Genomic DNA, 23,451 nt, shown 5'->3' with positions numbered 1-23,451 from the left:
CTCACACCACCTATCGCTATCTCGCAACTTAGACAGCCTGAGACTTCTTGCTAATCAAGCAAATTTGATAGCTGCCAGCGCCTGATTTGATTGAATTTTGAAGAAAAAAGTATTCAAAACCCATACACAAAAAGCGCTACCAGCTCTCTTTTTTGAAGCAATGATCCAAAGACAACACAGGATTCCCACGATGACGACGAGCCCCATCCACCACTCCGCCGCCCCGCGGCCCAGCGTGGACAGCGCGGTGCAGGACGTGCTGGCACGGCTGGCCAGCGAACCCGGCGCACTGCTGCCCATCCTGCATGCGCTGCAGGACACGCTGGGCTACGTGCCGCCCGACGCCGTACCCATGATTGCCGACGCGCTGAACCTCTCGCGCGCCGAGGTGCATGGCGTCATCAGCTACTACCACCACTTTCGCAGCAGCCCGCCGACGCCGCACACGGTGCAGGTCTGCCGGGCAGAGGCCTGCCAGGCGATGGGTGCCGAGGCGCTGCTGGCGCACGCACGCCAGCACCTGGGCTGCGGGCTGCACGCGCAGTCGGGCGACGGCGCCTTCACGGTCGAACCCGCCTACTGCCTGGGCCTATGCGCCTCGTCGCCCGCCATCACGGTGGATGGGCAGGCACACGCGCGCATGACACCGCACAAGTTGGACGCGCTGGTGGCGCAGGCACGGGAGGCCGCATGAGCGTTGTCACCGTTTATGTTCCCTGCGACTCGGCCGCGCTGGCCGTGGGTGCCGACGCGGTGGCCCAATGCATCGCACAAGAAGCGGCAGCGCGGGGCCTGGATGTACACATCGTGCGCAACGGTTCGCGCGGCCTGTTCTGGCTCGAACCCCTGGTCGAAGTGGCCACCCCCGCCGGGCGCGTGGCCTATGGCCCAGTGGCCCCCAGCGATGTGGCGGGGCTGTTCGACGCCGGCCTGGCCACGGGCGGCGCGCACCCGCTGTGCCATGGGCCGACCGGCGCTATTCCTTACCTGGCGCGCCAGCAGCGCCTGACCTTTGCGCGCATGGGCATGACCGACCCGCGCTCGCTGGCCGACTACCAGGCCTATGGCGGCTTTGACGGCCTGCGCAACGCCATCGCCATGCCCCCCGAAGCCATCGTGCAGACGCTGATCGAGTCGGGCCTGCGCGGGCGCGGCGGTGCGGCGTTTCCGGCGGGTATCAAGTGGAAGACGGTGGCGGGCGCGCAGGCAGTGCAAAAGTACATCGTCTGCAATGCCGACGAGGGCGACTCGGGCACCTTCTCGGACCGCATGACCATGGAGGGCGACCCCTTCATGCTGATCGAAGGCATGGCGATTGCAGCGCTGGCCGTGGGCGCCACGCAGGGCTATGTCTATGTGCGCTCGGAATACCCACACGCCATCGCCACGCTCAACGCCGCGATTGCGCTGGCCGAAGCGGGCGGCTTTTTGGGCACCAATGTGCTCGGCTCGGGCAAGGCGTTTCACCTGCAGGTGCGCAAGGGCGCGGGCTCGTACGTGTGCGGCGAAGAAACCGCGTTGTTAGAGAGCATCGAGGGCAAACGCGGCATCGTGCGCGCCAAGCCGCCGCTGCCTGCACTGGCCGGTTTGTTTGGGCAGCCCACCGTCATCAACAACGTCATCACGCTGGCCAGCGTGCCCATCATCCTGGCGCGGGGCGCGCCGTTTTACCGCGACTTTGGCGTGGGCCGCTCGCATGGCACGCTGCCGTTTCAGCTGGCGGGCAACGTCAAACATGGCGGGCTGGTGGAGACGGCCTTTGGCCTGACACTGCGCGAGCTGCTGTATGACTACGGCGGCGGCTCGGCCACGGGTCGGCCGATCAAGGCGGTGCAGGTGGGCGGGCCGCTGGGCGCTTATCTGCCCGAATCGCAGTGGGACATTCCGCTCGACTATGAAGCCTACGCCGCCATCGGCGCAGGCATTGGCCACGGCGGCATCGTGGTGCACGACGACACCGCCAACCTGTCGCAGCTGGCGCGCTACGCCATGGAGTTTTGCGCGCTCGAATCGTGCGGCAAATGCACGCCGTGCCGCATCGGCTCGACGCGCGGCGTGGAGGTGATCGACAAGATCCGCGCCAACCAGCAGCGCCCGCAGCAGGTGGCGCTTTTGCGCGACCTGTGCGACACCATGGTGCACGGCTCGCTGTGCGCCATGGGCAGCATGACGCCGATTCCCGTCACTTCGGCCCTGAAACATTTCCCGCAGGACTTCGGTCTTGCCGCGCCGGACTGAAATGAAACACCCCCCTATGTCGCTTCACTCCTTCCCCCCGCTCTCGCAGCGCTGCGCGCTGCGGGCAGGGGAACGCTCCCAGCGCGGCGGGGCGGCCCTTGCGCGGGAGCCCTGGTGGGGGGCCGCGTCGGTGCCATGCATCGGCGGCGCTGCAACGCACCGTGCAAAAACTGAGAACGTGATCTGAGAGGACACCCATGCTGAGCCAACACACTGAAATCGACTACGGCACGCCCGCCAGCACATCGGCCGAACTTGTCACGCTGGAGATCGACGGCGCCCAGGTCACCGTGCCGCGCGGCACCTCGCTCATGCGCGCCGCCGTGGACGCGGGCATCCAGGTGCCCAAACTGTGCGCCACCGACAGCCTGGAGCCCTTTGGCTCGTGCCGCCTGTGCCTCGTTGAAATTGAAGGGCGCAAGGGCTACCCGGCCTCGTGCACCACCCCGGCCGAGCCCGGCATGAAGGTACGCACCCAAACGCCCAAGCTGCAAGACCTGCGCAAGGGCGTGATGGAGCTGTATATCTCCGACCACCCGCTCGACTGCCTGACCTGCGCCTCCAACGGCGACTGCGAGCTGCAGACCCAGGCCGGTGTGGTGGGCCTGCGCAACGTGCGCTACGGGTTTGAGGGCGCCAACCACTTCGACAACCCAAAGGACGAGTCCAACCCGTACTTCACCTACGACCCGGCCAAATGCATTGTGTGCAACCGCTGCGTGCGCGCGTGTGAAGAAACCCAGGGCACTTTTGCGCTGACCATCACCGGGCGCGGCTTTGAATCGCGTGTCACGGCGGGGCAGGGCGGCAGCTTCATGGAGTCGGACTGCGTGAGCTGCGGCGCCTGCGTGCAGGCCTGCCCCACGGCCACGCTGGAAGAAAAGAAGGTCATCCTGCTCGGCCAGCCCGAGCACAGCGTGATCACCACCTGCGCGTATTGCGGCGTGGGCTGCGGCTTCAAAGCCGAGATGAAGGGCAGCGAAGTCATCCGCATGGTGCCGTGGAAAGACGGCAAGGCCAACGAAGGCCATTCCTGTGTGAAGGGCCGTTTTGCCTGGGGCTACGCCACGCACAAGGACCGCATCACCACCCCCATGGTGCGCGAAAAAATCACCGACCCGTGGCGTGAGGTGGGCTGGGAAGAAGCCCTGGCGCACGCGGCGGGTGCGTTTCGCCGCATCCAGGCCAAGCATGGCAAGGATTCGATTGGCGGCCTGGTGTCGTCGCGCTGCACCAACGAGGAGGGCTATCTGGTGCAGAAAATGGTGCGCGCTGCCTTTGGCAACAACAACGTGGACACCTGTGCGCGCGTGTGCCACTCGCCTACCGGCTATGGCCTGGGCGTAACGCTGGGCACCTCGGCCGGCACGCAGACCTTCCAGTCGGTGGAGAAGGCCGACGTCATCATGGTGATTGGCGCCAACCCGACCGACGGGCACCCGGTATTCGGCTCGCGCATGAAAAAGCGCCTGCGCCAGGGCGCCCAACTCATCGTGGCCGACCCGCGCCGTATCGATCTGGTCAAGTCACCCCACGTGCACGCCACGCACCACCTGCCGCTCAAGCCCGGCACCAACGTGGCCCTCATTACAGCACTGGCGCATGTGGTGGTCACCGAAGGCCTGGTGGATGAGGCTTTTGTGGCCGAGCGCTGCGACACCCAGTCGTTCAACGACTGGCGCGCTTTTGTGGCGCAACCCGAACATTCGCCCGAAGCCACCGAGGCTATCACCGGCGTGCCCGCCTTTGATGTGCGCGGCGCCGCCCGCCTGTATGCCACGGCAGGCAATGCCGCCATCTATTACGGCCTGGGCGTGACCGAACACAGCCAGGGTTCGACCATGGTCATCGGCATTGCCAACCTAGCCATGGCCACCGGCAACGTGGGCCGCGAGGGTGTGGGCGTGAACCCGCTGCGTGGGCAGAACAACGTGCAGGGCTCGTGCGACATGGGCGCCTTTCCGCACGAGCTGCCGGGCTACCGCCATGTGTCGGACAGCACGGTGCGCGGCGCCTTCGAGGCCGCCTGGGGTGTCGCCATCGACCCCGAGCCGGGCCTGCGCATTCCCAACATGTTCGACGCCGCCATGGCGGGCGAATTCAAGGGCCTGTATTGCCAGGGCGAGGACATCGCGCAGTCCGACCCCAACACCCAGCATGTGGCCGCCGCGCTGATGGCGATGGACTGCATCGTGGTGCAGGACATCTTCCTGAACGAAACCGCCAAGTACGCGCATGTATTTTTGCCGGGCTCGTCGTTCCTTGAAAAAGACGGCACCTTCACCAACTCCGAGCGCCGCATCTCGCGCGTGCGCAAGGTCATGGCGCCGCTGGGCGGCTATGCCGACTGGGAGGTGACGGTGCTGCTGGCGCGTGCGCTGGGGTATGAGATGCCGTATACGCACCCGTCGCAGATCATGGACGAGATCGCCGCGCTCACACCCAGCTTTTCCGGCGTGAACTACACCAAGCTCGACGCGCTGGGCAGCGTGCAGTGGCCCTGCAACGAGCACACGCCACCTGAAGGCACGGTGACCATGCACGTGGACCAGTTTGTGCGCGGCAAGGGGCGTTTCATGGTCACGCAGTATGTGGCGACCGACGAGAAGGTCACGCGGCGGTTTCCGCTGCTGCTGACCACCGGACGCATCCTGTCGCAGTACAACGTGGGCGCGCAGACGCGGCGCACCGACAACGTGTTGTGGCACCACGAAGACCTGCTGGAGATCCACCCGCACGACGCCGAGGAGCGCGGCATCCGCAACGGCGACTGGGTCGGCATCCAGAGCCGCGCGGGCGAGACCGTGCTGCGCGCCGAGGTGTCTGCGCGCATGCAGCCGGGCGTGGTCTACACCACTTTCCACTTCCCCGAATCGGGCGCCAACGTGATCACCACCGACAACTCCGACTGGGCCACCAATTGCCCCGAGTACAAGGTGACGGCCGTGCAGGTGATGCCGGTGATGCAGCCCTCGGCCTGGCAAAAGGAGCACCAGCGCTTTGACCAGGTGCAGCAGCAATTGCTGGCCGCGCGCACGGTTGGGGCAGCACAGGAATAATGAGGCAGAGACCCCCCATGCAACGACGCAAAACACACCGCCCCCTGATGCCCCCACCACAGACGGTTGCCTTCTGCGAAGGCGCGCGTGCGCTGCCCGTGCGCGGCGTGCGCGGCGGCAACGACTACAGCGTGGACGACTGGGTGGCCGATGAGGTGCCCGTGGCGCTGGAATACAACGGCATCTCGCACACCGTGATGCTGGCCACGCCGCTCGATCTGGCCGATTTCGCACTGGGTTTTTCGCTCAGCGAGGGCATCCTGTCGGACGCCAGCGAGCTCTATGGCGTGGAGGAAGAAGCCTCCGCGCTGGGCATCACGCTGCACCTGTCGGTCGCGGCCGGGGCGTTTGCGCGCCTCAAAGAGCGCCGCCGCTCCATGACGGGCCGCACCGGCTGCGGTCTGTGCGGCACCGAAAGCCTGGCCCATGTGGCGCGCACGCTGCCGCCCCTGCCATCGATGGCCGAAACAGGCCCACTCGACCGCGCCGCCATTGCCCGCGCCATGTCGCAGTTCTGTGAGCTGCAAACCCTGCAACAGGCCACGGGCGCCGTGCACGCGGCCGCCTGGTGCAGCGCGGGCGGCGAGGTGCGCTGGCTGCGCGAGGACGTGGGCCGCCACAACGCGCTCGACAAGCTCATCGGCGCCCTGGCGCTGAACGGGGTGAACGCGGCGCAGGGCTTCATCGCCGTCACCAGCCGCGCCAGCTTTGAAATGGTGCAAAAAACCGCCGCTGCCGGTGTGCCCCTGCTGGCCGCCGTGTCGGCCCCCACGTCGTTTGCCGTGACCACCGCCGAGCGCGCCGGTCTCACCCTGGTGGGCTTTGCACGCCAGCAAGACCTGGTGGTGTACTGCCGCCCCGAACGCCTGGGCTGGGCCCCGCTGGCCACGTCCCCTTTGAACGAAACCACACCCCATGCACACTGATCCCCTGGTCAAGATGGCCAACCAGATTGCCGATTTTTTTGGTGCCATGCCCAACCGCGCCGAAGCGCTCGAAGGCATCGCCCAGCACATCCGCAAGTTCTGGGTGCCGCGCATGCGCCAGCGCTTTCTGGCCCATGTGGACGCCGGCGGCGCGGGGCTGCACCCGCTGGTGCTGCAATCGGTGCAGGCGCACCGGGCCCTATTGGAATAAGAGCGGCCCAAAAAAATCCCAATCGTTCTGGCGCTTTCATCCGGTATATACTCCACACACCATCCATTTAGATGGTTTATGGAGTTAAATGAGCGAAATCTCTCCCACAGACGCACCCAAGCTGCGCGTACCCGATAACGAAAAAGTCACCGTCAACCTCGGCTACGTGGACCTGGGCCACATTGATTTGCTGGTGGCCGAGGGCTTTTACAGCAACCGCACGGATTTCATCCGCACCGCCATCCGTAACCAGCTCGCTGCGCAACAAGAAGCCGTGCGGCAAGTCGTCACGCGCAAAGCGCTGGTTCTGGGCTTGCAGCGCTTTGGCCGCGCCGAGCTTGAGGCGGTGCGCCGCGCCGGTGAGGCGCTGGACATTCGCGTGCTGGGCCTGGCCGTGATCGAGGCCGATGTGAGTGCGGACCTGGCCAGCGCCACCATTGCTTCGCTGACCGTGCTGGGGGCTTTTCAGGCGAGTGCCGAAGTCAAATCCGCCTTGCGCGGGAGGATGCAAACATGAACGGACTTCCCTTTGCGCAGCGCGGCGCCCCTGTATTGCCCGCGTCCATGGCCGAGGCGTTGGCGCTGGTGCGCCGTGGTGAGTTGCAACGCGCCAGTAGCCTGCTGATGAAGGGTTTGCACGGCGGTGCTGAGCGCGCCGAGCCCGCAAGCGGCCCCCACACCGCCGCGGCGCGCTTTAACCGCAGCGACATCGAGGACGTGGACGACATTCGTGCCACCTCAACGGCACAGGTGTGGCCACGTGCTCCGGCCCACACGCAAGGGCGTGCGCGCTTCTCCAGCGTCGCGTTTCGGCATGGCGGCGCCGATCACCCGTTTCATTTGTACGTGCCAGCGAGCGCCGCGCCGCCCGCCGGTCGCGCTGTCATTCTGATGCTGCACGGCTGCACACAGGACGCTCAAGATTTCGCCCAAGGCACGCGCATGAATGCCCAAGCGGAGCGGACGGGCGCACTGGTGCTCTACCCCACGCAGCAGCGCGCAGCAAACCACAACGGCTGTTGGAACTGGTTTCGCCCCGAAGATCAACGCGCCGGGGCAGGAGAGCCTGCCTTGCTGCTGGCCATGCTTGGGCATGTGATGGCGACCGAGGCGGTGGACCCGCGGCGCGCTTATGTGGCCGGGCTTTCCGCAGGCGGTGCCATGGCGGCAGTGCTGGCGCGCGAGTACCCAGAGGTGTTTGCTGCGGTCGGCGTGCATTCAGGGCTGGCGGCCGGGGCGGCACACAACATGATGGGCGCACTCTCGGCAATGAGAAGTGGAGCCAAGGGGGATGCGCCCGGCACGCAGGGTGGTGGCGACCCTGCCGTGCCACTCATCGTCTTCCATGGCGACCGCGACACCACCGTGCACCCACGCAACGGCGAGCAGCTGCTCGGCGCTGCGGTGCTCCGTGGAATGACAGAAACCCAATCCGGCCACAGCGGAGATGGGCAGCGCTACACACGAACCCTTGTTCGTTCTTCGGACACAAAGACCGTACAGGCCGAACACTGGCTGCTGCACGGCGCAGGCCACGCCTGGTCCGGCGGTGATGCACGCGGCAGCCACGCCAGCGCCACGGGGGTGAATGCCTCACAGGAGATGCTGCGCTTCTTCATGGAGCGCCCACGGGTGGACAAAAGCAGTCTTTGACCGATGAGCGCTGGTTTTGCTCTATATTCAATAGCTACCAGCGCTTGATAGATAAGCGTTAGCAACCATTTTTATCAATCTTTCCACACGCTCGTGCCAGATCGCATCGCCGTTATCGATTTTGAAACCACGGGCAGTTCGCCCGGCCAGGGTGCGCGCGCGACCGAGGTGGCCATCGTGATCGTCGAGCACGGCGTGGTGGTGGACAGTTACCAGAGCCTGATGAACGGTGGGGTGTGGGTGCCGCCCTTCATCACCCAGCTCACCGGCATCACCAACGCCATGGTTTCGCAAGCGCCCCCCGCCGAAGAGGTCATGGCGCAGGCCAGCCGCTTTGTGGGCGACACGCCGCTGGTGGCCCACAACGCCCCGTTTGACCGGGGCTTCTGGCAAGCCGAACTGGCACGTGCCGGGTGTGCAGCGGAGCAGCCTTTTGCCTGCACGGTGCGGCTCTCGCGCCGCCTCTACCCGGATGCGCCCAACCACCAGTTGGGCACGCTGGCGCGCTTTCACCGCCTGCCCAGCGCGGGCCGCGCGCACCGGGCGCTGGCCGATGCGCAGGTGACGGCCGCGCTGCTGCTGCGCATCCAGCAAGACCTGGGTGAGCGCTGGGGCGTGGCCGCGCCGGGGCATGATTTTCTGATGGCGCTGCAGGCCTGCGCCAAGGCACGGCTGCCGGGCTTTATGGCCCAGCACGGCGCCGCTCAAGCCGTGCGGCGATAGACCAGCAGGCGGCCTTTGTACAGGGGGCGGTGCGCGGTGGCAGCGGTATCGAGCCGCCGCTCCGTCAGGGCAAAACCCATGGCCAGCATCTGCCGTGAAAAGGCTGGCCGGTTCCCGCGGTCGGGGTCCACGATCCACACCTCGGCGTCGGCCTGTGCATGGCGACCAATGAAGCCTGCCAGCGCCATGCTGGCGTCACGGTCGTACAGCAGGTCGCTGCCAACGAGCAGGTCGTAACGCCCACGCAAGGTGGTGGAGTGGGCGCCAAACCCGGCGCTGGATTCGGCAGCGTCCCACGCGCCATGCCGGTATTTCATGGGAGCCAGACCATTGAGGCGCAGGTTGTTGCGCAAAAAACGCGCGGTCAGCGGGTGGCTGTCGCTGGCGGTGATGTCCATGCCCAGGCGGTGCGCCACCAGGCTGGGCAGGGCCAGGCCGCAGCCCATCTCCAGCACCCGTTCGCCCAACCGCACGGTGCGCTGCGCCAGGCGCGTGGCCAGCTGCCCGCCCGAAGGCCAGAGCAAGCCAAACAAAGGCCAGGTGGCCGACGAGATGCCCAGGCGCTCGGCCAGGCCCAGCGGGTCGGCGAACTGCTGGCGGTCGAGCAGGGAGCGAATATGCAGGTTGTCCACGCCCGCCACGGCAATGCTCTCTTGCTTGGTTTCATAGCCGGGCATGGTGGGGGGGTGCGAAGCCTGCTTGAGTGGCTTCGGAGGGGTGCGGGGTGGGCGGCCATTATGCGCGTGCACTGCGCAGCAAGGCTGCACGCCTTGCGCCATCTGCCGATAATGGGCCGCCTCTACCCACTGCAAAGGTTTCCCCCCATGTCGTTGCTGATCCTTGGACTGGTTCTTTTTCTCGGCGTGCATTCCGTGCGCATCGTGGCCGACGGCTGGCGCACGCGCATGCGGGAGCGCCTGGGCGAAGGCCGCTGGAAAGGACTGTATTCGCTGCTCTCGTTTGCTGGCCTGATCTTTATCGTGTGGGGCTACGGCCTGGCACGCCAGGACCCCGTGCTGCTGTGGTCGCCGCCCGTGGCCATGCGCCATGCGGCCTCGCTGCTGACACTGGCGGCCTTCATCCTGCTGGTCGCCGCTTATGTTCCACGCAATACCTTCAAGGCCCGTCTGCACCACCCCATGGTGCTCTCGGTGAAGGTATGGGCACTGGCGCACCTGCTGTCCAACGGCAACCTGGCCGATGTGCTGTTGTTTGGCGGCTTTTTGCTGTGGGCCGTGCTGGACTTTCGCGCCGCCCGCCTGCGCGACCGCGCCCAGGGCACCGCCTACCCCAGTGGCACGCTGGCCGGTACGGCCATGACGGTGGTGCTGGGCCTGGTGGCCTGGGCGGCGTTTGCCTTCTGGGGCCATGCGCTGCTGATCGGTGTCTCGCCCATGGGCCGGTAAGCTATCAACACTCAACCTTGAGGAGTTTCTCCATGCGCGGCAATATTGCAGCCATTGTGCTGATCCTGGCGGGCGGCTTCATGCTGCTGACCAACCTGGGCGTGATCGACATCAGCCTGCGCGAACTGCTGCGCACCTGGTGGCCGCTCATTCTGATTGCGGTGGGCGTGGGCCTGTTTCTTACGCCAGACCGGTTGAAGAAATAGAATGCTCTTGATTTAATAGCTGTTACCGCTTATCCATCAATCGCCAGAAGCACTTTTGATGTATTTTCCCATGCCCCCACCGCACGCCCGGATGCGGGCCCTGCAAGGCCTGGTACTCGTTTGTGCCCTGTTGCTAAGCGGCTGCAGCACCACGCCGCCGTACCGCCCCGCACCCACCCGGGCCGCGCAGCTGTCGGACGAGCAGGCGCACGACATTGCCATCCACGCACTGGGCCTGGTGGGCACGCCCTACCGCTATGGCGGCAACACCCCCGACACCGGTTTTGACTGCAGCGGCCTGATTGGCTATGTGTACCGCCACCGCGTGGGCACGGCACCCCCGCGCACCGTCGCACAACTGAACGACTGGGGCCAGCCTGTGGATGCAGGCGAGTTGCGCACCGGAGACCTGGTGGTGTTTGGCAAGGGCCGCAGGCCCACGCATGCCGGTATCTATGTGGGCGAAGGGCGTTTTGTGCATGCGCCTTCGAGCGGCGGCGACGTGCGGCTGGACCAGTTGCAGTCGCGCCACTGGTCACGCCAGAATCCGTCGTTCCGGCGGCCTTGAAGTGAAACACCCCTTGCGTCGCTGGGCTGGGCCGCGCCAATCGCATGCGCTGTGGGTGTTTTGCAGCGCAATAGATCACTGAAATTCGAGGCAGGCCGACGCGCGCCGCGGCCGCGCGACAATCGGGGGCATGACCACCCATGCCCATCGCCCCGACACCCCTCTGTCCACCCTGGACACTACCCGCATTGACGACACCCGCATCAAAGCCGTGCGACCCCTGATCACCCCCGCGCTTCTGCAGGAATGGCTGCCCGCCCCCGACGCTGCCCAGGCGCTGGTGGAGGGCAGCCGCGTCGCCCTCTCGCGCGTGCTGCAGGGCCTAGACGACCGGCTCATCGTGGTGGTGGGGCCCTGCTCCATCCACGACCATGGCCAGGCCATGGAATATGCACGCGCGCTCAAAGCCCTGGCCGATACCCATGCAAACGACCTGCTGGTGGTGATGCGCGTTTATTTCGAGAAGCCCCGCACCACCGTGGGCTGGAAGGGCTACATCAACGACCCGCACCTGGACGGCAGTTTTGCCATCAACGAAGGGCTGGAGATGGCGCGCCAGCTGCTGCTGGATGTGCTGGCGCTGGGCCTGCCGGTGGGCACCGAGTTTCTCGACCTGCTCTCGCCGCAGTTCATCAGCGACCTGGTGAGCTGGGGCGCCATTGGTGCGCGCACCACCGAAAGCCAGAGCCACCGCCAGCTGGCCAGCGGTCTGTCGTGCCCTGTGGGCTTCAAGAACGGCACCGACGGCGGTGTGAAGGTGGCGGCCGATGCCATCCAGGCGGCCCAGGCCTCGCACGCTTTCATGGGCATGACGAAGATGGGCCAGGCCGCGATTTTCGAGACGCGCGGCAACCAGGATTGCCATGTCATCCTGCGCGGCGGCAAGCACCCCAACTACAGCGCTGCCGATGTGGAGGCCGCGTGTGCACTGCTGCGCGCATCGGGCCTGCGCGAGCAGGTGATGATCGACGTGTCGCACGCCAACAGCAGCAAACAGCACCAGCGCCAGATCACGGTGGCTGCCGAGGTGGCACAGCAAATCGCCACAGGCGATGCACGCATCACCGGGCTGATGATCGAGAGCCACCTGCAGGAGGGCCGCCAGGACATCGTGCCTGGCCAGCCTTTGCAGCATGGCGTGTCCGTGACCGACGCCTGCATCAGCCTGGCGCAGACGGTGCCAGTGCTGCAAAACCTGGCCTGCGCCGTGCGGACGCGGCGCGCTGGCGGCTAAAGCGTGTTGCGGTGGGTGGCGCTGGAAACACCCTGACACATTGCGTGACAACGGTGTAGCATGGCGCAATAGTCTCTGTTTCGCACGCGCTGCGCTACCTTCTCGCCTTTTGCTGATGCGCTTTCACGGGTCGCCCTTCCTGCCAAGAGTCGCTGCGCCAACTGTCATGGAGCGGAACCAGCCATGACCGGTTCCGCAGCGCCCCTGGACTGTGCCCGGCTGGAAACGCTGGAACAGATCGCGCTGCTGGCGACCCATGTTTTTGACGCACCCATGGCCGTGTTGCGCTGCAGGGACGGTGTGCACCCGCCCTTCAAAGCCTCGGTCGGTCTGTCAGCCCCGCATGCCGACCTGCTGGAGACGTTCTGCACCCACCGCGCAGAGAACGAAAGCGCTGCAATCGTGGTGCAAAACGCCGCAGAGCATCCAGTGCTCGGCCAGCACCCTCTGGTTCAAGGGGCGCCCCGTATCCGTTTTTATGCCTGCACTCCACTGGTGGACCGCAAAGGGCAGACCCTGGGCACACTGGCAGTGATGGACACCCGTGAGCGCAGCGCCACGACCGATCCACTGCAAGCGCTGCAGGCACTGGCCCGTCTGGCGCTGGCACACATCGAACTGCACCAGCAACAGCAACAACTCACGTCGATGGCGAACGAGCGCAAGAACACCCGCGTGCGTTTGCTGGAACAGGCCAAAACCCTGCGCGTGGCCGGGCACATGGCCAAAGTAGGGGGCTGGTCCATCGAACTGCCCGACCAGCAGCTGTCGTGGTCGCAGGACATCGCGGCGCCCTACGGCCTGGCGCACAAGGTCCGGACGACACAACAAGCGCTGGACCTGGTGAAGGAGCCCTACCGCAGCGCTCTGCAGCAGGCCTTCCATGCCTGCGTGCGGGACGGCCAGCCCATTGACGCCGAAGTGCTGGTACAGCTGTCTCCGGAATCGATGCTGTGGTTGCGCATCGTTGGACAAGCCGTGCGCAACCGGCACAACCGGGCCCTGCGCGTGCAAGGTGCTTTCCAGGACATTACGGAGCAGCACCAGGCTGAAACCGCCCTGCGCCTGAGTGAAGAGCGCTTCCAACTGATCGCCCAAGCAACGTCCGACACGCTGTGGGACTGGGATTTCCGAACCAACCGCATATGGTGGGGCGGGAGCCTGCAGACCATGCTGGGCATTCCACTGGAACAGGACTTTTCCACTCCCGAAGATTTTGTCCGCCTGCTGCACCCTGAAGACCGCGAACGTATCGCCCAATCACTGCGTGCGGCAGTCACCGGAACGGCAACCCATTGGCGCGGCGAATACCGCATTCAGCACAGCGGCGGGCACTACCTGTGGATTCTGGACAGGGGTTTCATCACCCGCGATGCACAAGGCAGATCCCTGCGCATGGTGGGTGGCATGGCCAACATCAGTACGCGCAAGGAAGGTGAACTGGAGGTGCAGCGCGAAGCCCACACGCACGCCGAACTGGTGCATGTGCAGCAACGCATTTCATCCCTGGACATGGCCCTGCCCGAAGTGCTGATGCTGGTGGCGCAGGCCGCGCAGAAAGCCAGTGGCGCCAGTGGCGCTCTGGTGGAAATGCTAGAAGGCGATGCCCTGGTGTCGCGGGCTTCTGCGGGCCAGATGGTGCGCCCCGTTGGAACGGCACTGCCGCTGCAAGACAGCCTGTTGTGGTCCGACCTGCAATCGGGCCAGCCGGTGCTGTGCAACGACCTCGCAGCCGAGGGCTGGGAAATGGGCAGCGCCTACCAGCGCACGGGGGTGCGTGCAGCATTGGCTGTGCCGCTGCGTGTGAATGGCGAGGTGGTGGGCGCACTCAAGGCCACATCAGAGCACACCGGCGTTTTCAACCAGCGCGACCTGGCACATTTACAGATTCTTTCGGAATCGCTGGGTGCCATGGTGCAGTTGCGCCAGGTGGCCGCGCAACTTCGGGCGTCGGAGCAGCAATACAGACACCTGTTTGATGCACATCCCCAACCCATCTGGGTGTATGTGAAGGACGAAAGCCTGCGCATTCTGGCCGTCAACCAGGCCATGCAAGAACTCTACGGCTACACCGAAGAACAGTTTTTGCGCATGGGTATGCACGACCTGTGGTTACCACAGGACCGTCAGCGTCTGTACGGCGAAATGCAGGCCATGCCGCACGATGCCCCGCGCAACAATGTGCTCTACCGCCATCGCAAGAAGAATGGTGAGGTGATGGACATCGAGGTTTCCTCGCGCGGCATTATTTTCAATGGCATTGCGGCGCGCCAGGTGATGGCAACCAACGTGACCGAGCGCTTGCGCGCACAGCGCGAACTCGCCCGCATGGCACGCGCCCGCCACATGCTCAGCAGTTGCAACGAAACCCTGGTGCGCGCAACCTCCGAAATGGCGTTACTGCAGTCCGTCTGCCGCATCGTGGTGGAGATTGGCGGCTACGAGCTCGGCTGGGTGGGTTTTGCGCACGACGATGCGCGAAAAACCATCGAAATCGTGGCCCATGCCGGCGACCATACGGACTACCTGCAAACGCTGAATCTCTCCTGGTCAGAAGACACTCCGCAAGGCCTGGGTCCGGCTGGCACCACCGTGCGCACCGGGCTGCCCGTCATCGTGCGCGATGTGCACACAGATCCTTCATTTTCCGGCCTGGCCGAGCGCATGCACGACCTGGGCTTTCATGGCGTGATTGCATTGCCGCTGCACGCAGCACAACACACCTTTGGTCTGCTCTACCTGTACGCCCCTGAAGTGCTGCACATCGGGCCAGAGGAAAGCATCCTGCTGCAAGAGCTGGCCAATGACCTGGCTTTTGGCATCATGAGCCTGCGCGCCCGCAAGGAGCAGCAGCAGTTACAGGCTTCCGTCCTGAAAATGGCGGCGGCGGTGTCTGCCTCGACCGGCACCGAATTTTTTGTGCAGCTGGCGCGCAACATGGCGGAGGCCCTGGGAGCCCAAGTGGGCTGCGTGGGTCGGTTGCTGCCCTGCCATGAAGGGGAAAAACAACGCCTGATGACCCTCGCACTGGTCGTCAACGACACCCTGGTGCCCAACGTCGACTACGAAATGGAGCACACGCCCAGCATGGCTTTGCTCTCTCAACGCCAGCATGTGGTGACCCATGACCTCGCCGCGCAATACCCCCTGTCGCCCATCGTGGGAAAACTGCAGGCCGAGGGCTATGCCGGACAACAGCTGTATGACAGTGCAGGCAACCCCACGGGGGTGATTTTTGTACTGTTCCGCCAGCGGCTGACGCAGGCCGATTTTGTCGCCAGCACGCTGCAAATTTTTGCCACGCGCGCCTCGGCAGAAATTGAACGCCAGAGCGCCGATGCCCATATCCGCCACCAGGCCTCGCTCCTGGACAAGGCGCAAGACGCCATCGTGGTGCGTGACCTGAAGAACCGCATCACTTTCTGGAACAAAAGTGCCGAACGCCTGTACGGCTGGCCCCGGCTGGAAGCCCTGGGCCAACCCATCGAAACGCTGCTGTACCGCGACCCGGGTGAATTCAAAAATGCGACCCGTGCCGTGCTGGACAAGGGCGAATGGGCCGGTGAAATCGTGCAGTACGACCATAGCGGCCAGGCGATTGATATGGAAGGGCGCTGGACACTGGTGCCCGGCCAGGACCGCGAACCGGGCTCCATCCTGGAGATCAACACCGACATCCGCCAGCGCAAGGCCACTGACCGCGAAATCCAGCGCCTGGCGTTCTACGACACCCTGACCGGCCTGCCCAACCGCATGCTGCTGCTCGATCGCATGCAACAGGCCCTGGGCAACGCACAGCGCCACCATTTGGGGGGCGCCCTGCTGTTCATTGACCTGGACAACTTCAAAACCCTCAACGACACCCTGGGCCATGACAAGGGCGATTTGCTGCTGCAGCAGGTGGCCCAGCGCCTCAACGCCAGCGTGCGCAGTGTCGACACCGTGGCGCGGCTCGGTGGCGACGAATTCGTGGTGATGCTCGAAGGCCTGGGCACCGACCCCGAAGGCCTGGCCCTGGAGGCGCGCCGCGTGGGCGAAAAAGTGCTCGCTGCGCTCTCGGTGCCCTATGCGCTGGCCGGTTACCAGTACCGCAGCACGCCCAGCATTGGCGTGGCCCCTTTCCTGGGCACGCAAACCAGCGTGCTCGACCTGCTCAAGCAGGCCGACCTGGCCATGTACCAGGCCAAGACGGCAGGCCGAAGTACCTTGCGTTTCTACAACCCGCAAATGCAGGCCGTGGTCACCGCCCGCGCTGCGCTGGAGGCCGACCTGCGCACAGCGCTATCGCACAACCAGTTCATCCTGTACTTCCAGCCCCAGGTCAACAACGCCAACCGCTACGTGGGCGTGGAAGCCTTGGTGCGCTGGCAGCACCCTGAGCGCGGTCTGGTCTCGCCGGCAGAGTTCATTCCGTTGGCGGAAGAAACCGGTCTTATCCTGACACTGGGGCGCTGGGTGCTGCATTCGGCCTGCAAACTGCTGGCACAGTGGAAAAGCGACGCACAGCTGTGCCACTTGACCATGGCCGTCAACGTCAGTTCACGCCAGTTTCGCAACAACAGTTTTGTGGACGATGTGGCCCGTGCCCTGGCATTCAACGAAGCACCGGCCCACCTGCTCAAGCTGGAACTGACCGAAAGCCTGCTGGTGGAAGACATGGACGATGCCATTTCGACCATGACGGCGCTGCGCCAGCTGGGGGTGCTTTTTGCCCTGGACGATTTTGGCACCGGCTATTCCAGCCTGAGCTACCTCAAGCGCATGCCCCTGCAGCAGCTCAAAATTGATCAGAGCTTTGTGCGTGACCTGTTGACCGACCCGAACGATGCCGCCATCGTCGAAACCATCATCGCGCTCAGCCGCAGCCTGGGGCTGGAAGTGATCGCCGAAGGGGTGGAGACCGCAGAACAGCACGAACTGCTGCTCAAGGCAGGTTGTATGGCCTTCCAGGGCTATTTGTTCGGCAAGCCCATGGCATCGAGCACGCTGGAGCGGCTGCTGCGCCTGCCCAGGAACTGATCCCGCGCAGACCGAACCCGGGACAGGCAAGGGGCGCGGCCTGTTTTCTTTCTTTCTTCTATAAATACATAGTAGTAGTAGTAAGCCCGGCGCTGGTCTGTGGACAAGCCGGTTTTCTTGTGCTGCGGCAAGCACTTGCACCATTGCGATGACTGTGCGCAAGCCCTGCCGTTTGGTGCTTCTGAAATGGGGATAAAAAACGGGCGGGCCTGCAGACTGTGGACAAGAGGAAGGTTATGCCTTTTTTATCCACCGGTTTGTCCCGGACGGCTGCACGGCGGGAAAAAGGGTTCGGGTCATCGGCTGCAACCGTTGATCAAGCCAGCGAAGCTAGAAGCCCTGCCGAACGGTTTTGTACCCTGACCCCTGTGTTTTGCTTTTCAAGGCCTTCCAGCGGCAGGCAAAGGTGTTTGCGCCGTCAAAAAACAGGGAATACAGCTTTCAATCAGCGACCACCACCCAAGATCAGCGGATTGATCCCGGCGCAAGAAAAGGGGCTGGACTCGTGTTGTTCTCTTAGGTATCTTTAATTCAATAGCAGTAGTAGTAGAGCCTGCCTTTTTTTGTGAACAAGTTGCTTTTTTCCTTGAGGGACAAGCATTTACACGGCCTCAAAGTATGTGGGCGGCGGGGTCTTTGGGGCGTGGTCGGAGATGAACAACTTACCCGATGGGTCTGCGGCTGTGGATAACTGACCACTTGTGCCAGCAATTTGCACAGACTTGTCCACAAGGCGCTTGAACGACCGCGGCGCATGGCCTATCCCACGGGTATGGAGTCGTTCGTAAAAGAGGGTTCGGCCTTCTGCAATGGAGGCCGTGGCACTACCGCCCGTGTCAGAAATGCAGGGCGTAGCGCAGCTGCAGGTAGTTCTGCCCGGGGTTGGGTTTTTTGATACCGCCGTTGGAGCTGTGCTGCAGGCGCAGCTGCCATTCGTGCTGGTGCTCCTCTCCGTGGTTAAAACCGACGGCCAGGTGCGACACAAAGTTCAAGCGGGTACTCATTTCCTTGTAGCGCGTGACAAAGCGCGGGCTGGCGTAACTGGCGCCCATGCCCCCTTCGACAAACCAGGGGCCATGGCCGCCATCAGGCCGCAGGCGCAGCGCGGGGCCGATGCCGAGCACGGTGCTGTGCACCCGGCCTGTGTAGCCGTCCGATGTCCACTGGCTGGCATACAGATCCCAGTGGCCTTGCCACACCCCACCCCACCACGAGCGCTGCCAGCCGACCCAGGGCAGGGTCAGGCCCAGGGTCCAGGCGCGGGTGCTTTGCTGGTCAGTGCCCGCTTGCAGGTACAGGCTGCGCGTTTCCAGTGGCAATACGGTTTGGGCGTGCAGGGCCAAACCGGCTGAGCCCAGGGCCAGGGCGGTGAAAGTGCGTTGCAGAACAAGGGCGAAAGACATGGGCGGTCCTTCCACGGGCAAGAGGTTGGGTGTGTACCAGTGTAACTTTGCCCATGTTTTTGCGCCCGGTTTTTGGAGGTCAGTGCATGCCGTGGTGGCCGCCGCGGTGGCCGTCTTTGCGGTGCTGGCGGTGGGTATGTGCGTCAAAGGTCTTCTGCTGCTCGGGGGTGAGCGTGGCGTAGAAGGCCTTGGTGGCTTCGCCACGGCGGTCTGCTTCCGCCATGCGCTCGGTGCGCAGTGCGCGCATGCGGTCGATGCGCTCAGGGGTGGTCAGCGCGGCCATTTCCTGGCGCTGGTTGCCGTTGGGCTGCATACGGGTTTGCATGGCTTTGGTGAAATCGGTCCAGGCACCTTCCTGGGCCGGGGCCAGTTTCAACTGGGCTTTGAGTTGGTCCATGCGTTTTTGCATGCGTTGCTGCATGCGTGCCGGGTCGCGTGCCTGGCGCTGTTGGGTGGCGCTGGGTGTGCTGGTGGCTGTGGCACTGTTTTCGCCAGCAGCCACGGGGGCTGCGGTTTGGGCCAGGACCGGCAAGGCCAGGGCGGCAATGAAGGTGGCGGCGGCCAGACGGCGGGAGAAGTGAGCCATGGTGGATTCCTTTCAGGGTGTTGCGCCCGTACGGTTGTGCAGGCTTGGAATCAACTATGTTCTGTCTGTGTAACGCCGCGATGCAGGTCGGGTGATGCTATGTAAAGTTGTGTCTGTGCCTGTGGATCACAAGCTTGTATATTTTGGATAAAAATGGCCGCTATCGCTTTTCTGCATTGCGCAAGCAGCTATCAAATGTGTAGTTTTATGTGGATGGCACCAAGCCAGTTGTTAATGGTCAGGGCCGACAATGGCAGTCTGTGGGTGTTTCACTGTTGAAGTAAAGGGTTTCCGTTGTTTAAGAACATGATCGTGTACCGCATCGCGCCGCAGTGGCAGGTGGGGCTGGAGCAGGTGGAAGAAGCCTTGGGCAAGGCTGTTTTCATGGAGTGTGGTGCCACGCAGGAGCGTTCGGCGGGGTTTGTGCCGCCGCGTGGTGAGCTGCATGGGCCATTGGTCGAATCGGTGGGCGGGCAATGGGTGCTGCGCTTCATGGTCGAAGCCAAGGTGCTGCCGGGCTCTGTCTTGGCGCGCCGTGTGCAGGAAAAAGCCGAGCGCATCGAGCAGGAAACAGGCCGCAAGCCCGGCAAGAAGGAGAGCAAGGAGCTCAAGGAAGAAGCCAAGCTCGATTTGCTGCCCATGGCCTTCACCAAGCAGGGTTCGATGTGGGTGTGGATTGATTGCACGGCGCGCACCTTGGTGCTCGATACTTCCAGCCAGGCGCGTGCCGACGAGGTGGTCAGCAGCCTGGTTGAGTTGCTGCCGCCCGGTTTTGCCGTGGCACTGCTGAACACGCAGACTTCACCCCAGGCTGCCATGTCGCATTGGCTCAAGGAGCAGGAACCGCCGGTGGGATTTACGGTAGACCGAGAGTGCGAACTGAAAAGCGCCGACGAGGAAAAAGCCGTGGTGCGCTATGCGCGCCACCCGCTCGACATCGAGGAAGTGCAGGCGCACATTGCGGCGGGCAAGCTGCCCACCAAGCTGGCGCTGACCTGGGACGACCGCGTGTCGTTCATGCTCACCGAGGGGCTGCAGCTCAAGAAGGTGTCCTTTCTGGACACCGTGTTCGAGGACAAGGCTGCAGACGACGGCGGTTTTGACACCGACGTGGCCATTGCCACGGGTGAGCTGAGCAAGCTCATCCCCGACCTCATCGAGGCGCTGGGCGGCGAGGCCGAGAGCGGTATTGCCAGCGCCGCCATGGCTGTGGTGGCATCCGACCCCAACCACACCGTGACCGGACCGGCCACGGCGCCGGTGGATACCGACCCCGATTCAGCGCCGTTCTGACCCCCTTGACCGACAGGAAAATTTCCGTGACCGAAGCCACAACAGCCGCCACCGACCGCCCCGCACTGCCCGACCGCCTCTCGGTGGACCCGCGCAGCCCCCACCATGTCCGCGCCGTGTTCGACCACGACATCGGCATCCGCATCAACGGCAAGGAACGCTTCGACGTGGAGGAATACTGCGTCAGCGAAGGCTGGGTGAAGGTGCCTTCGCCCAAGACAGTGGACCGCAAGGGCAAGCCGCTGATGATCACGCTCAAGGGCGTGGTCGAGATTTTCTATAAATGATGAGGGCCGCCGGCTTGGGTTTACTGCCCGCACGCGAGTGCGTTTTCAGAGTTTGCACAAATCGCCTTCGTTAATCCAGTTTTTGAGGCGGAATTTCTGCACTTTGCCTGAGCCGGTCAGCGGGAACGCGTCACACACAAACCAGTGTTCAGGGGCCTTGTGGGGCGCGATGTGTTGGCGGCAATGCTGTTTGAGTTGTTCTGCGGTGCAGGGGGCAGCACCTTGGCGGAAGCGGATGGCTGCGGCCACCTGCTCGCCCCAGTGGGCGTCGGGTACGCCGAATACCGCTGCGTCGGCTACGGCCTCGTGCTTCATGAGGACGGTTTCGACCTGGACGGGGTAAATGTTCTCGCCTCCACGGATGATCATGTCCTTGAGGCGGCCGGTAACCTTGCAATAGCCGCGTTCGTCCATGGTACCGAGGTCACCTGTGCGTAGCCATCCATCTTCGAGGAGTGTCTGCTGCGTTGCATCGGGTTGTTCGAAGTATTCGATCATGGTCTGGTAGCCACGGGCCTGGATTTCCCCCTCCTGACCAATCGGTAGCACCGTGCCGCTGGTGTCAACGATGCGCACCTCTACGTTCCACAGGGGTCTGCCTGCGGTGTTTGCCTTGTCTTCCTTGCTGTCCTCGGGGGAAGTTTGGCAGATGATGGGACTAAGTTCCGTTTGACCGAAAACCGTGACGAGGTCGCAGCCGAGTTCATTGCGCACCCGCTCGGTCAATGCCACGGGGACCGGGGCACCGCCGGACATGGCCAGAGTCAGGCTGGAAATATCGTAGTTTTTAGCCTTGCGTTGCTCCAGCATGGCCAGCAACATCGTGGGCACCGCACCCATGCGGGTGCCGCGCTCGTCTTCAATCGCCTGAAGCACGAGATCGGGATCGAACACCGCTACCAGCACCAGGGTGGACAAGGTGTTCACACAGCCCAGCACGCTCATCACCGAACCAGCGGTGTGGAATAACGGCATGGGGCAGATGTAAACCTCCTGCCCCTGCCTGGCGCGTGCGGCAATGTAGCTGGCGTTGGTCACCAGCCCCATGTGGTGCAGCAGCGCGCCTTTGGGGTTTCCTGTGGTGCCGGAGGTGTATTGGATCTGCGCTGGTCCGCGTGGGTCTACCGTTGGCAGAACTGCGGTGGCCGAGCATGCGCGTACTTGTGCGAGCCAACCGGTCAACGACACCACTGTAAGTCCAGGACGGGCCAAGGCGTTAACCATGGACGCCATGTCGGAGCCTCGGAACTGATCGATGTGAAACAACGCGCTGGCGCGTGGCTTCTCCAGCACGTACTCCAGCTCTTGGCTGCGCAATGCCGGATTGGCCGTGACCAACACCAAGCCCGCCAGCGAAGCACCGTACTGCAGTACCACCCATTCGGGAACATTTGGAGCCCACACGCAGATGTGCTGGCCTGGCTCGAAACGTTGCAGCAACCAGTGCGCGCACGTCACGGCGTCCTGGTAGAGATCTGCGTAGGTCCAGCGCCGCCGCGTGCTCTCGGCTCCGGTGAGTGACGGCCAACTGGTGGGTAGTTTTTCCACCATGGCCCATGTGCCGGGCGCGTTCTGTGCAGCCTCGCGCAAGGCTTGGCCCTCGGTTTTTTCCAGCAAGGGGCGCGAACTGTCCGCAGGCCAGTACGAATGCAGCAGCGGTGTTGCGGGTTGGACCATGGTTTTCTCCTTTTTATCCAGTCATGGGTTGGAACGGTTGGGATCGAGTGCAAGCAGTTGCTTGATTGCCCAGATCCATTGCTGCACCAAGGCAGTGGTGGATTCGGGATTGCTGCGCAAGATGCCCGAGATGGCCAGACCGCGCACGAATTCCAGGCTGGTGTTGACGACCAGGTCGTAGGCAGGTGCCTCTCTCAGCGGCGCAAAAATTTCGTCCAGAACGCGCTTGCGGTCGCGCAGTGCCTTGCGCTCAGCGGCCACCAATGCAGCACGCAGTTCGCTGTCGGTGCGGGCCACTACCCATAGCTCGATCTCAGCCAGGAAAGAGGGTTCTTTCATGCTGTCGGCGAGGATGTGAATGGCGCGCGCCACCGGGTCGTTGCCGCTGGATTTGCGGCGCAGCCGTTTGGACACGGCCTGTTCATTGCGCGCCACGATGGCTTCAATCACTGCGCACATCAAATCCGCGTGCGTGGGGAAGTGGTGCAGCAGCGCACCACGGCTGACTTCTGCGCGCCGCTGCACTTCCAGCGTGGTGGTTCGCGCCACGCCCAGATCCATCAGGCACCCCATGGCCGCAGAGAGAATGCGCGCGCGCGTGGCTTGCTTTTGTTGTTCGCGCTGGTTCAGTTCTTCGGTGGGCAATTCTTTGTTTTGCATGGAGGTTTAGCAATTTAACAGTCAGTGTTGACTGTAAGTTGATTTGAAAATACAGTCAACACTGACTGTTAATTCTTACGCCAAGGCATTGGCCGTGGTGCGGGAGAGTGCAGCCAAGTTCCGACAACATCCCAAGGAGGCAATCAATGCCGCAATACACCACCCTTCAGATCGAAGCAGACATCCGCAATCCGCGGGTCGCCAGGCTGCTGCTCAACCGTCCCGAGCGGCTCAATGCCATCAACAACGAAACCCCTCGTGAAATCCGCCTAGCCGTGGAATGGGCGCAAGCCAATCCGGAT

The 23,451-nt window shown here is 63.7% G+C and carries 20 protein-coding genes; 15 read left to right on the top strand and 5 right to left on the bottom strand.

The window, feature by feature from the left end; genetic code table 11:
* The first annotated feature begins 190 nt into the window (after positions 1 to 190).
* From ACYVOC_RS15450 to ACYVOC_RS15415, 8 genes are all read left to right on the top strand, one after another.
* Positions 191 to 694 (top strand): formate dehydrogenase subunit gamma, encoded by a 504-nt coding sequence (locus ACYVOC_RS15450; protein ID WP_116005503.1) that lies wholly within the window; start codon positions 191 to 193, stop codon positions 692 to 694.
* Positions 691 to 2,238 (top strand): formate dehydrogenase beta subunit, encoded by a 1,548-nt coding sequence (locus ACYVOC_RS15445; RefSeq protein WP_116005504.1) that lies wholly within the window; start codon positions 691 to 693, stop codon positions 2,236 to 2,238. Before ACYVOC_RS15450 ends, ACYVOC_RS15445 begins: the two co-directional genes overlap by 4 nt.
* Before the next feature lie 197 nt (positions 2,239 to 2,435).
* Positions 2,436 to 5,297: a formate dehydrogenase subunit alpha gene (fdhF, locus tag ACYVOC_RS15440; RefSeq protein WP_461162370.1), complete on the top strand. Its 2,862-nt coding sequence runs from the start codon at positions 2,436 to 2,438 to the stop codon at positions 5,295 to 5,297.
* A gap of 47 nt (positions 5,298 to 5,344) precedes the next feature.
* Positions 5,345 to 6,223 (top strand): formate dehydrogenase accessory sulfurtransferase FdhD, encoded by an 879-nt coding sequence (fdhD, locus tag ACYVOC_RS15435; protein ID WP_116005506.1) that lies wholly within the window; start codon positions 5,345 to 5,347, stop codon positions 6,221 to 6,223.
* Positions 6,213 to 6,434 carry a formate dehydrogenase subunit delta gene (locus ACYVOC_RS15430; protein WP_116005507.1) on the top strand — a complete coding sequence of 74 codons (222 nt, stop codon included), beginning with the start codon at positions 6,213 to 6,215 and terminating at the stop codon, positions 6,432 to 6,434. The genes fdhD and ACYVOC_RS15430 overlap by 11 nt, the downstream gene beginning before the upstream one ends.
* Before the next feature lie 88 nt (positions 6,435 to 6,522).
* Positions 6,523 to 6,951 (top strand): CopG family transcriptional regulator, encoded by a 429-nt coding sequence (locus tag ACYVOC_RS15425; RefSeq protein WP_116005508.1) that lies wholly within the window; start codon positions 6,523 to 6,525, stop codon positions 6,949 to 6,951.
* Positions 6,948 to 8,087 (top strand): extracellular catalytic domain type 1 short-chain-length polyhydroxyalkanoate depolymerase, encoded by a 1,140-nt coding sequence (locus ACYVOC_RS15420; protein ID WP_233521186.1) that lies wholly within the window; start codon positions 6,948 to 6,950, stop codon positions 8,085 to 8,087. The genes ACYVOC_RS15425 and ACYVOC_RS15420 overlap by 4 nt, the downstream gene beginning before the upstream one ends.
* 93 nt (positions 8,088 to 8,180) lie before the next feature.
* The gene (locus tag ACYVOC_RS15415) at positions 8,181 to 8,810 is read left to right on the top strand and encodes a 3'-5' exonuclease (protein WP_116005509.1); all 630 of its coding nucleotides are present in this window, start codon (positions 8,181 to 8,183) and stop codon (positions 8,808 to 8,810) included.
* Here ACYVOC_RS15415 and ACYVOC_RS15410 read toward each other — a convergent pair.
* Entirely contained in the window at positions 8,792 to 9,487 is a 696-nt protein-coding gene (locus ACYVOC_RS15410) for a class I SAM-dependent methyltransferase (RefSeq protein WP_461162369.1), read from the bottom strand. The genes ACYVOC_RS15415 and ACYVOC_RS15410 overlap by 19 nt on opposite strands.
* A gap of 147 nt (positions 9,488 to 9,634) precedes the next feature.
* On the opposite strand from ACYVOC_RS15410, the gene ACYVOC_RS15405 reads away from it, so the two are divergent.
* The 5 genes from ACYVOC_RS15405 (at position 9,635) to ACYVOC_RS15385 (ending at position 17,243) form a co-directional block, all read left to right on the top strand.
* Complete coding sequence (locus ACYVOC_RS15405) at positions 9,635 to 10,216, top strand: NnrU family protein (protein WP_461162368.1); 582 nt, start codon at positions 9,635 to 9,637, stop codon at positions 10,214 to 10,216.
* Between the two features lie 32 nt (positions 10,217 to 10,248).
* Positions 10,249 to 10,422 carry a LiaI-LiaF-like domain-containing protein gene (locus ACYVOC_RS15400; protein ID WP_461162367.1) on the top strand — a complete coding sequence of 58 codons (174 nt, stop codon included), beginning with the start codon at positions 10,249 to 10,251 and terminating at the stop codon, positions 10,420 to 10,422.
* A 91-nt stretch (positions 10,423 to 10,513) separates the two neighbouring features.
* Complete coding sequence (locus tag ACYVOC_RS15395; RefSeq protein ID WP_461162372.1) at positions 10,514 to 10,990, top strand: C40 family peptidase; 477 nt, start codon at positions 10,514 to 10,516, stop codon at positions 10,988 to 10,990.
* A gap of 130 nt (positions 10,991 to 11,120) precedes the next feature.
* Positions 11,121 to 12,224 (top strand): 3-deoxy-7-phosphoheptulonate synthase, encoded by a 1,104-nt coding sequence (locus tag ACYVOC_RS15390; RefSeq protein ID WP_116005513.1) that lies wholly within the window; start codon positions 11,121 to 11,123, stop codon positions 12,222 to 12,224.
* 183 nt (positions 12,225 to 12,407) lie between these two features.
* Positions 12,408 to 17,243, top strand: a complete 4,836-nt coding sequence (locus ACYVOC_RS15385; RefSeq protein WP_116005514.1) for an EAL domain-containing protein — start codon at positions 12,408 to 12,410, stop codon at positions 17,241 to 17,243.
* An 836-nt stretch (positions 17,244 to 18,079) separates the two neighbouring features.
* On the opposite strand, the gene ACYVOC_RS15380 is transcribed toward ACYVOC_RS15385, so the two are convergent.
* Both ACYVOC_RS15380 and ACYVOC_RS15375 read right to left on the bottom strand, forming a co-directional pair.
* Positions 18,080 to 18,646 carry an acyloxyacyl hydrolase gene (locus tag ACYVOC_RS15380; protein ID WP_116005515.1) on the bottom strand — a complete coding sequence of 189 codons (567 nt, stop codon included), beginning with the start codon at positions 18,644 to 18,646 and terminating at the stop codon, positions 18,080 to 18,082.
* A gap of 79 nt (positions 18,647 to 18,725) precedes the next feature.
* Positions 18,726 to 19,232 (bottom strand): Spy/CpxP family protein refolding chaperone, encoded by a 507-nt coding sequence (locus ACYVOC_RS15375; protein WP_461162366.1) that lies wholly within the window; start codon positions 19,230 to 19,232, stop codon positions 18,726 to 18,728.
* 294 nt (positions 19,233 to 19,526) lie between these two features.
* On the opposite strand from ACYVOC_RS15375, the gene ACYVOC_RS15370 reads away from it, so the two are divergent.
* The gene (locus ACYVOC_RS15370) at positions 19,527 to 20,525 is read left to right on the top strand and encodes a recombination-associated protein RdgC (RefSeq protein ID WP_461162365.1); all 999 of its coding nucleotides are present in this window, start codon (positions 19,527 to 19,529) and stop codon (positions 20,523 to 20,525) included.
* 26 nt (positions 20,526 to 20,551) lie between these two features.
* A complete protein-coding gene (locus tag ACYVOC_RS15365) occupies positions 20,552 to 20,812 on the top strand; it encodes a DUF3297 family protein (protein ID WP_461162364.1) in 261 nt (86 codons plus the stop codon).
* 45 nt (positions 20,813 to 20,857) lie between these two features.
* Here ACYVOC_RS15365 and ACYVOC_RS15360 read toward each other — a convergent pair whose 3' ends face one another.
* Both ACYVOC_RS15360 and ACYVOC_RS15355 read right to left on the bottom strand, forming a co-directional pair.
* The gene (locus ACYVOC_RS15360; RefSeq protein ID WP_461162363.1) at positions 20,858 to 22,489 is read right to left on the bottom strand and encodes an AMP-binding protein; all 1,632 of its coding nucleotides are present in this window, start codon (positions 22,487 to 22,489) and stop codon (positions 20,858 to 20,860) included.
* Positions 22,490 to 22,510: 21 nt separating this feature from the next.
* Entirely contained in the window at positions 22,511 to 23,149 is a 639-nt protein-coding gene (locus ACYVOC_RS15355) for a TetR/AcrR family transcriptional regulator (protein WP_461162362.1), read from the bottom strand.
* Positions 23,150 to 23,451 lie beyond the last annotated feature (302 nt).

The sequence above is a fragment of the Simplicispira piscis genome (assembly GCF_054783455.1).
This window is presented reverse-complemented; position numbering and strand designations above follow the sequence as displayed.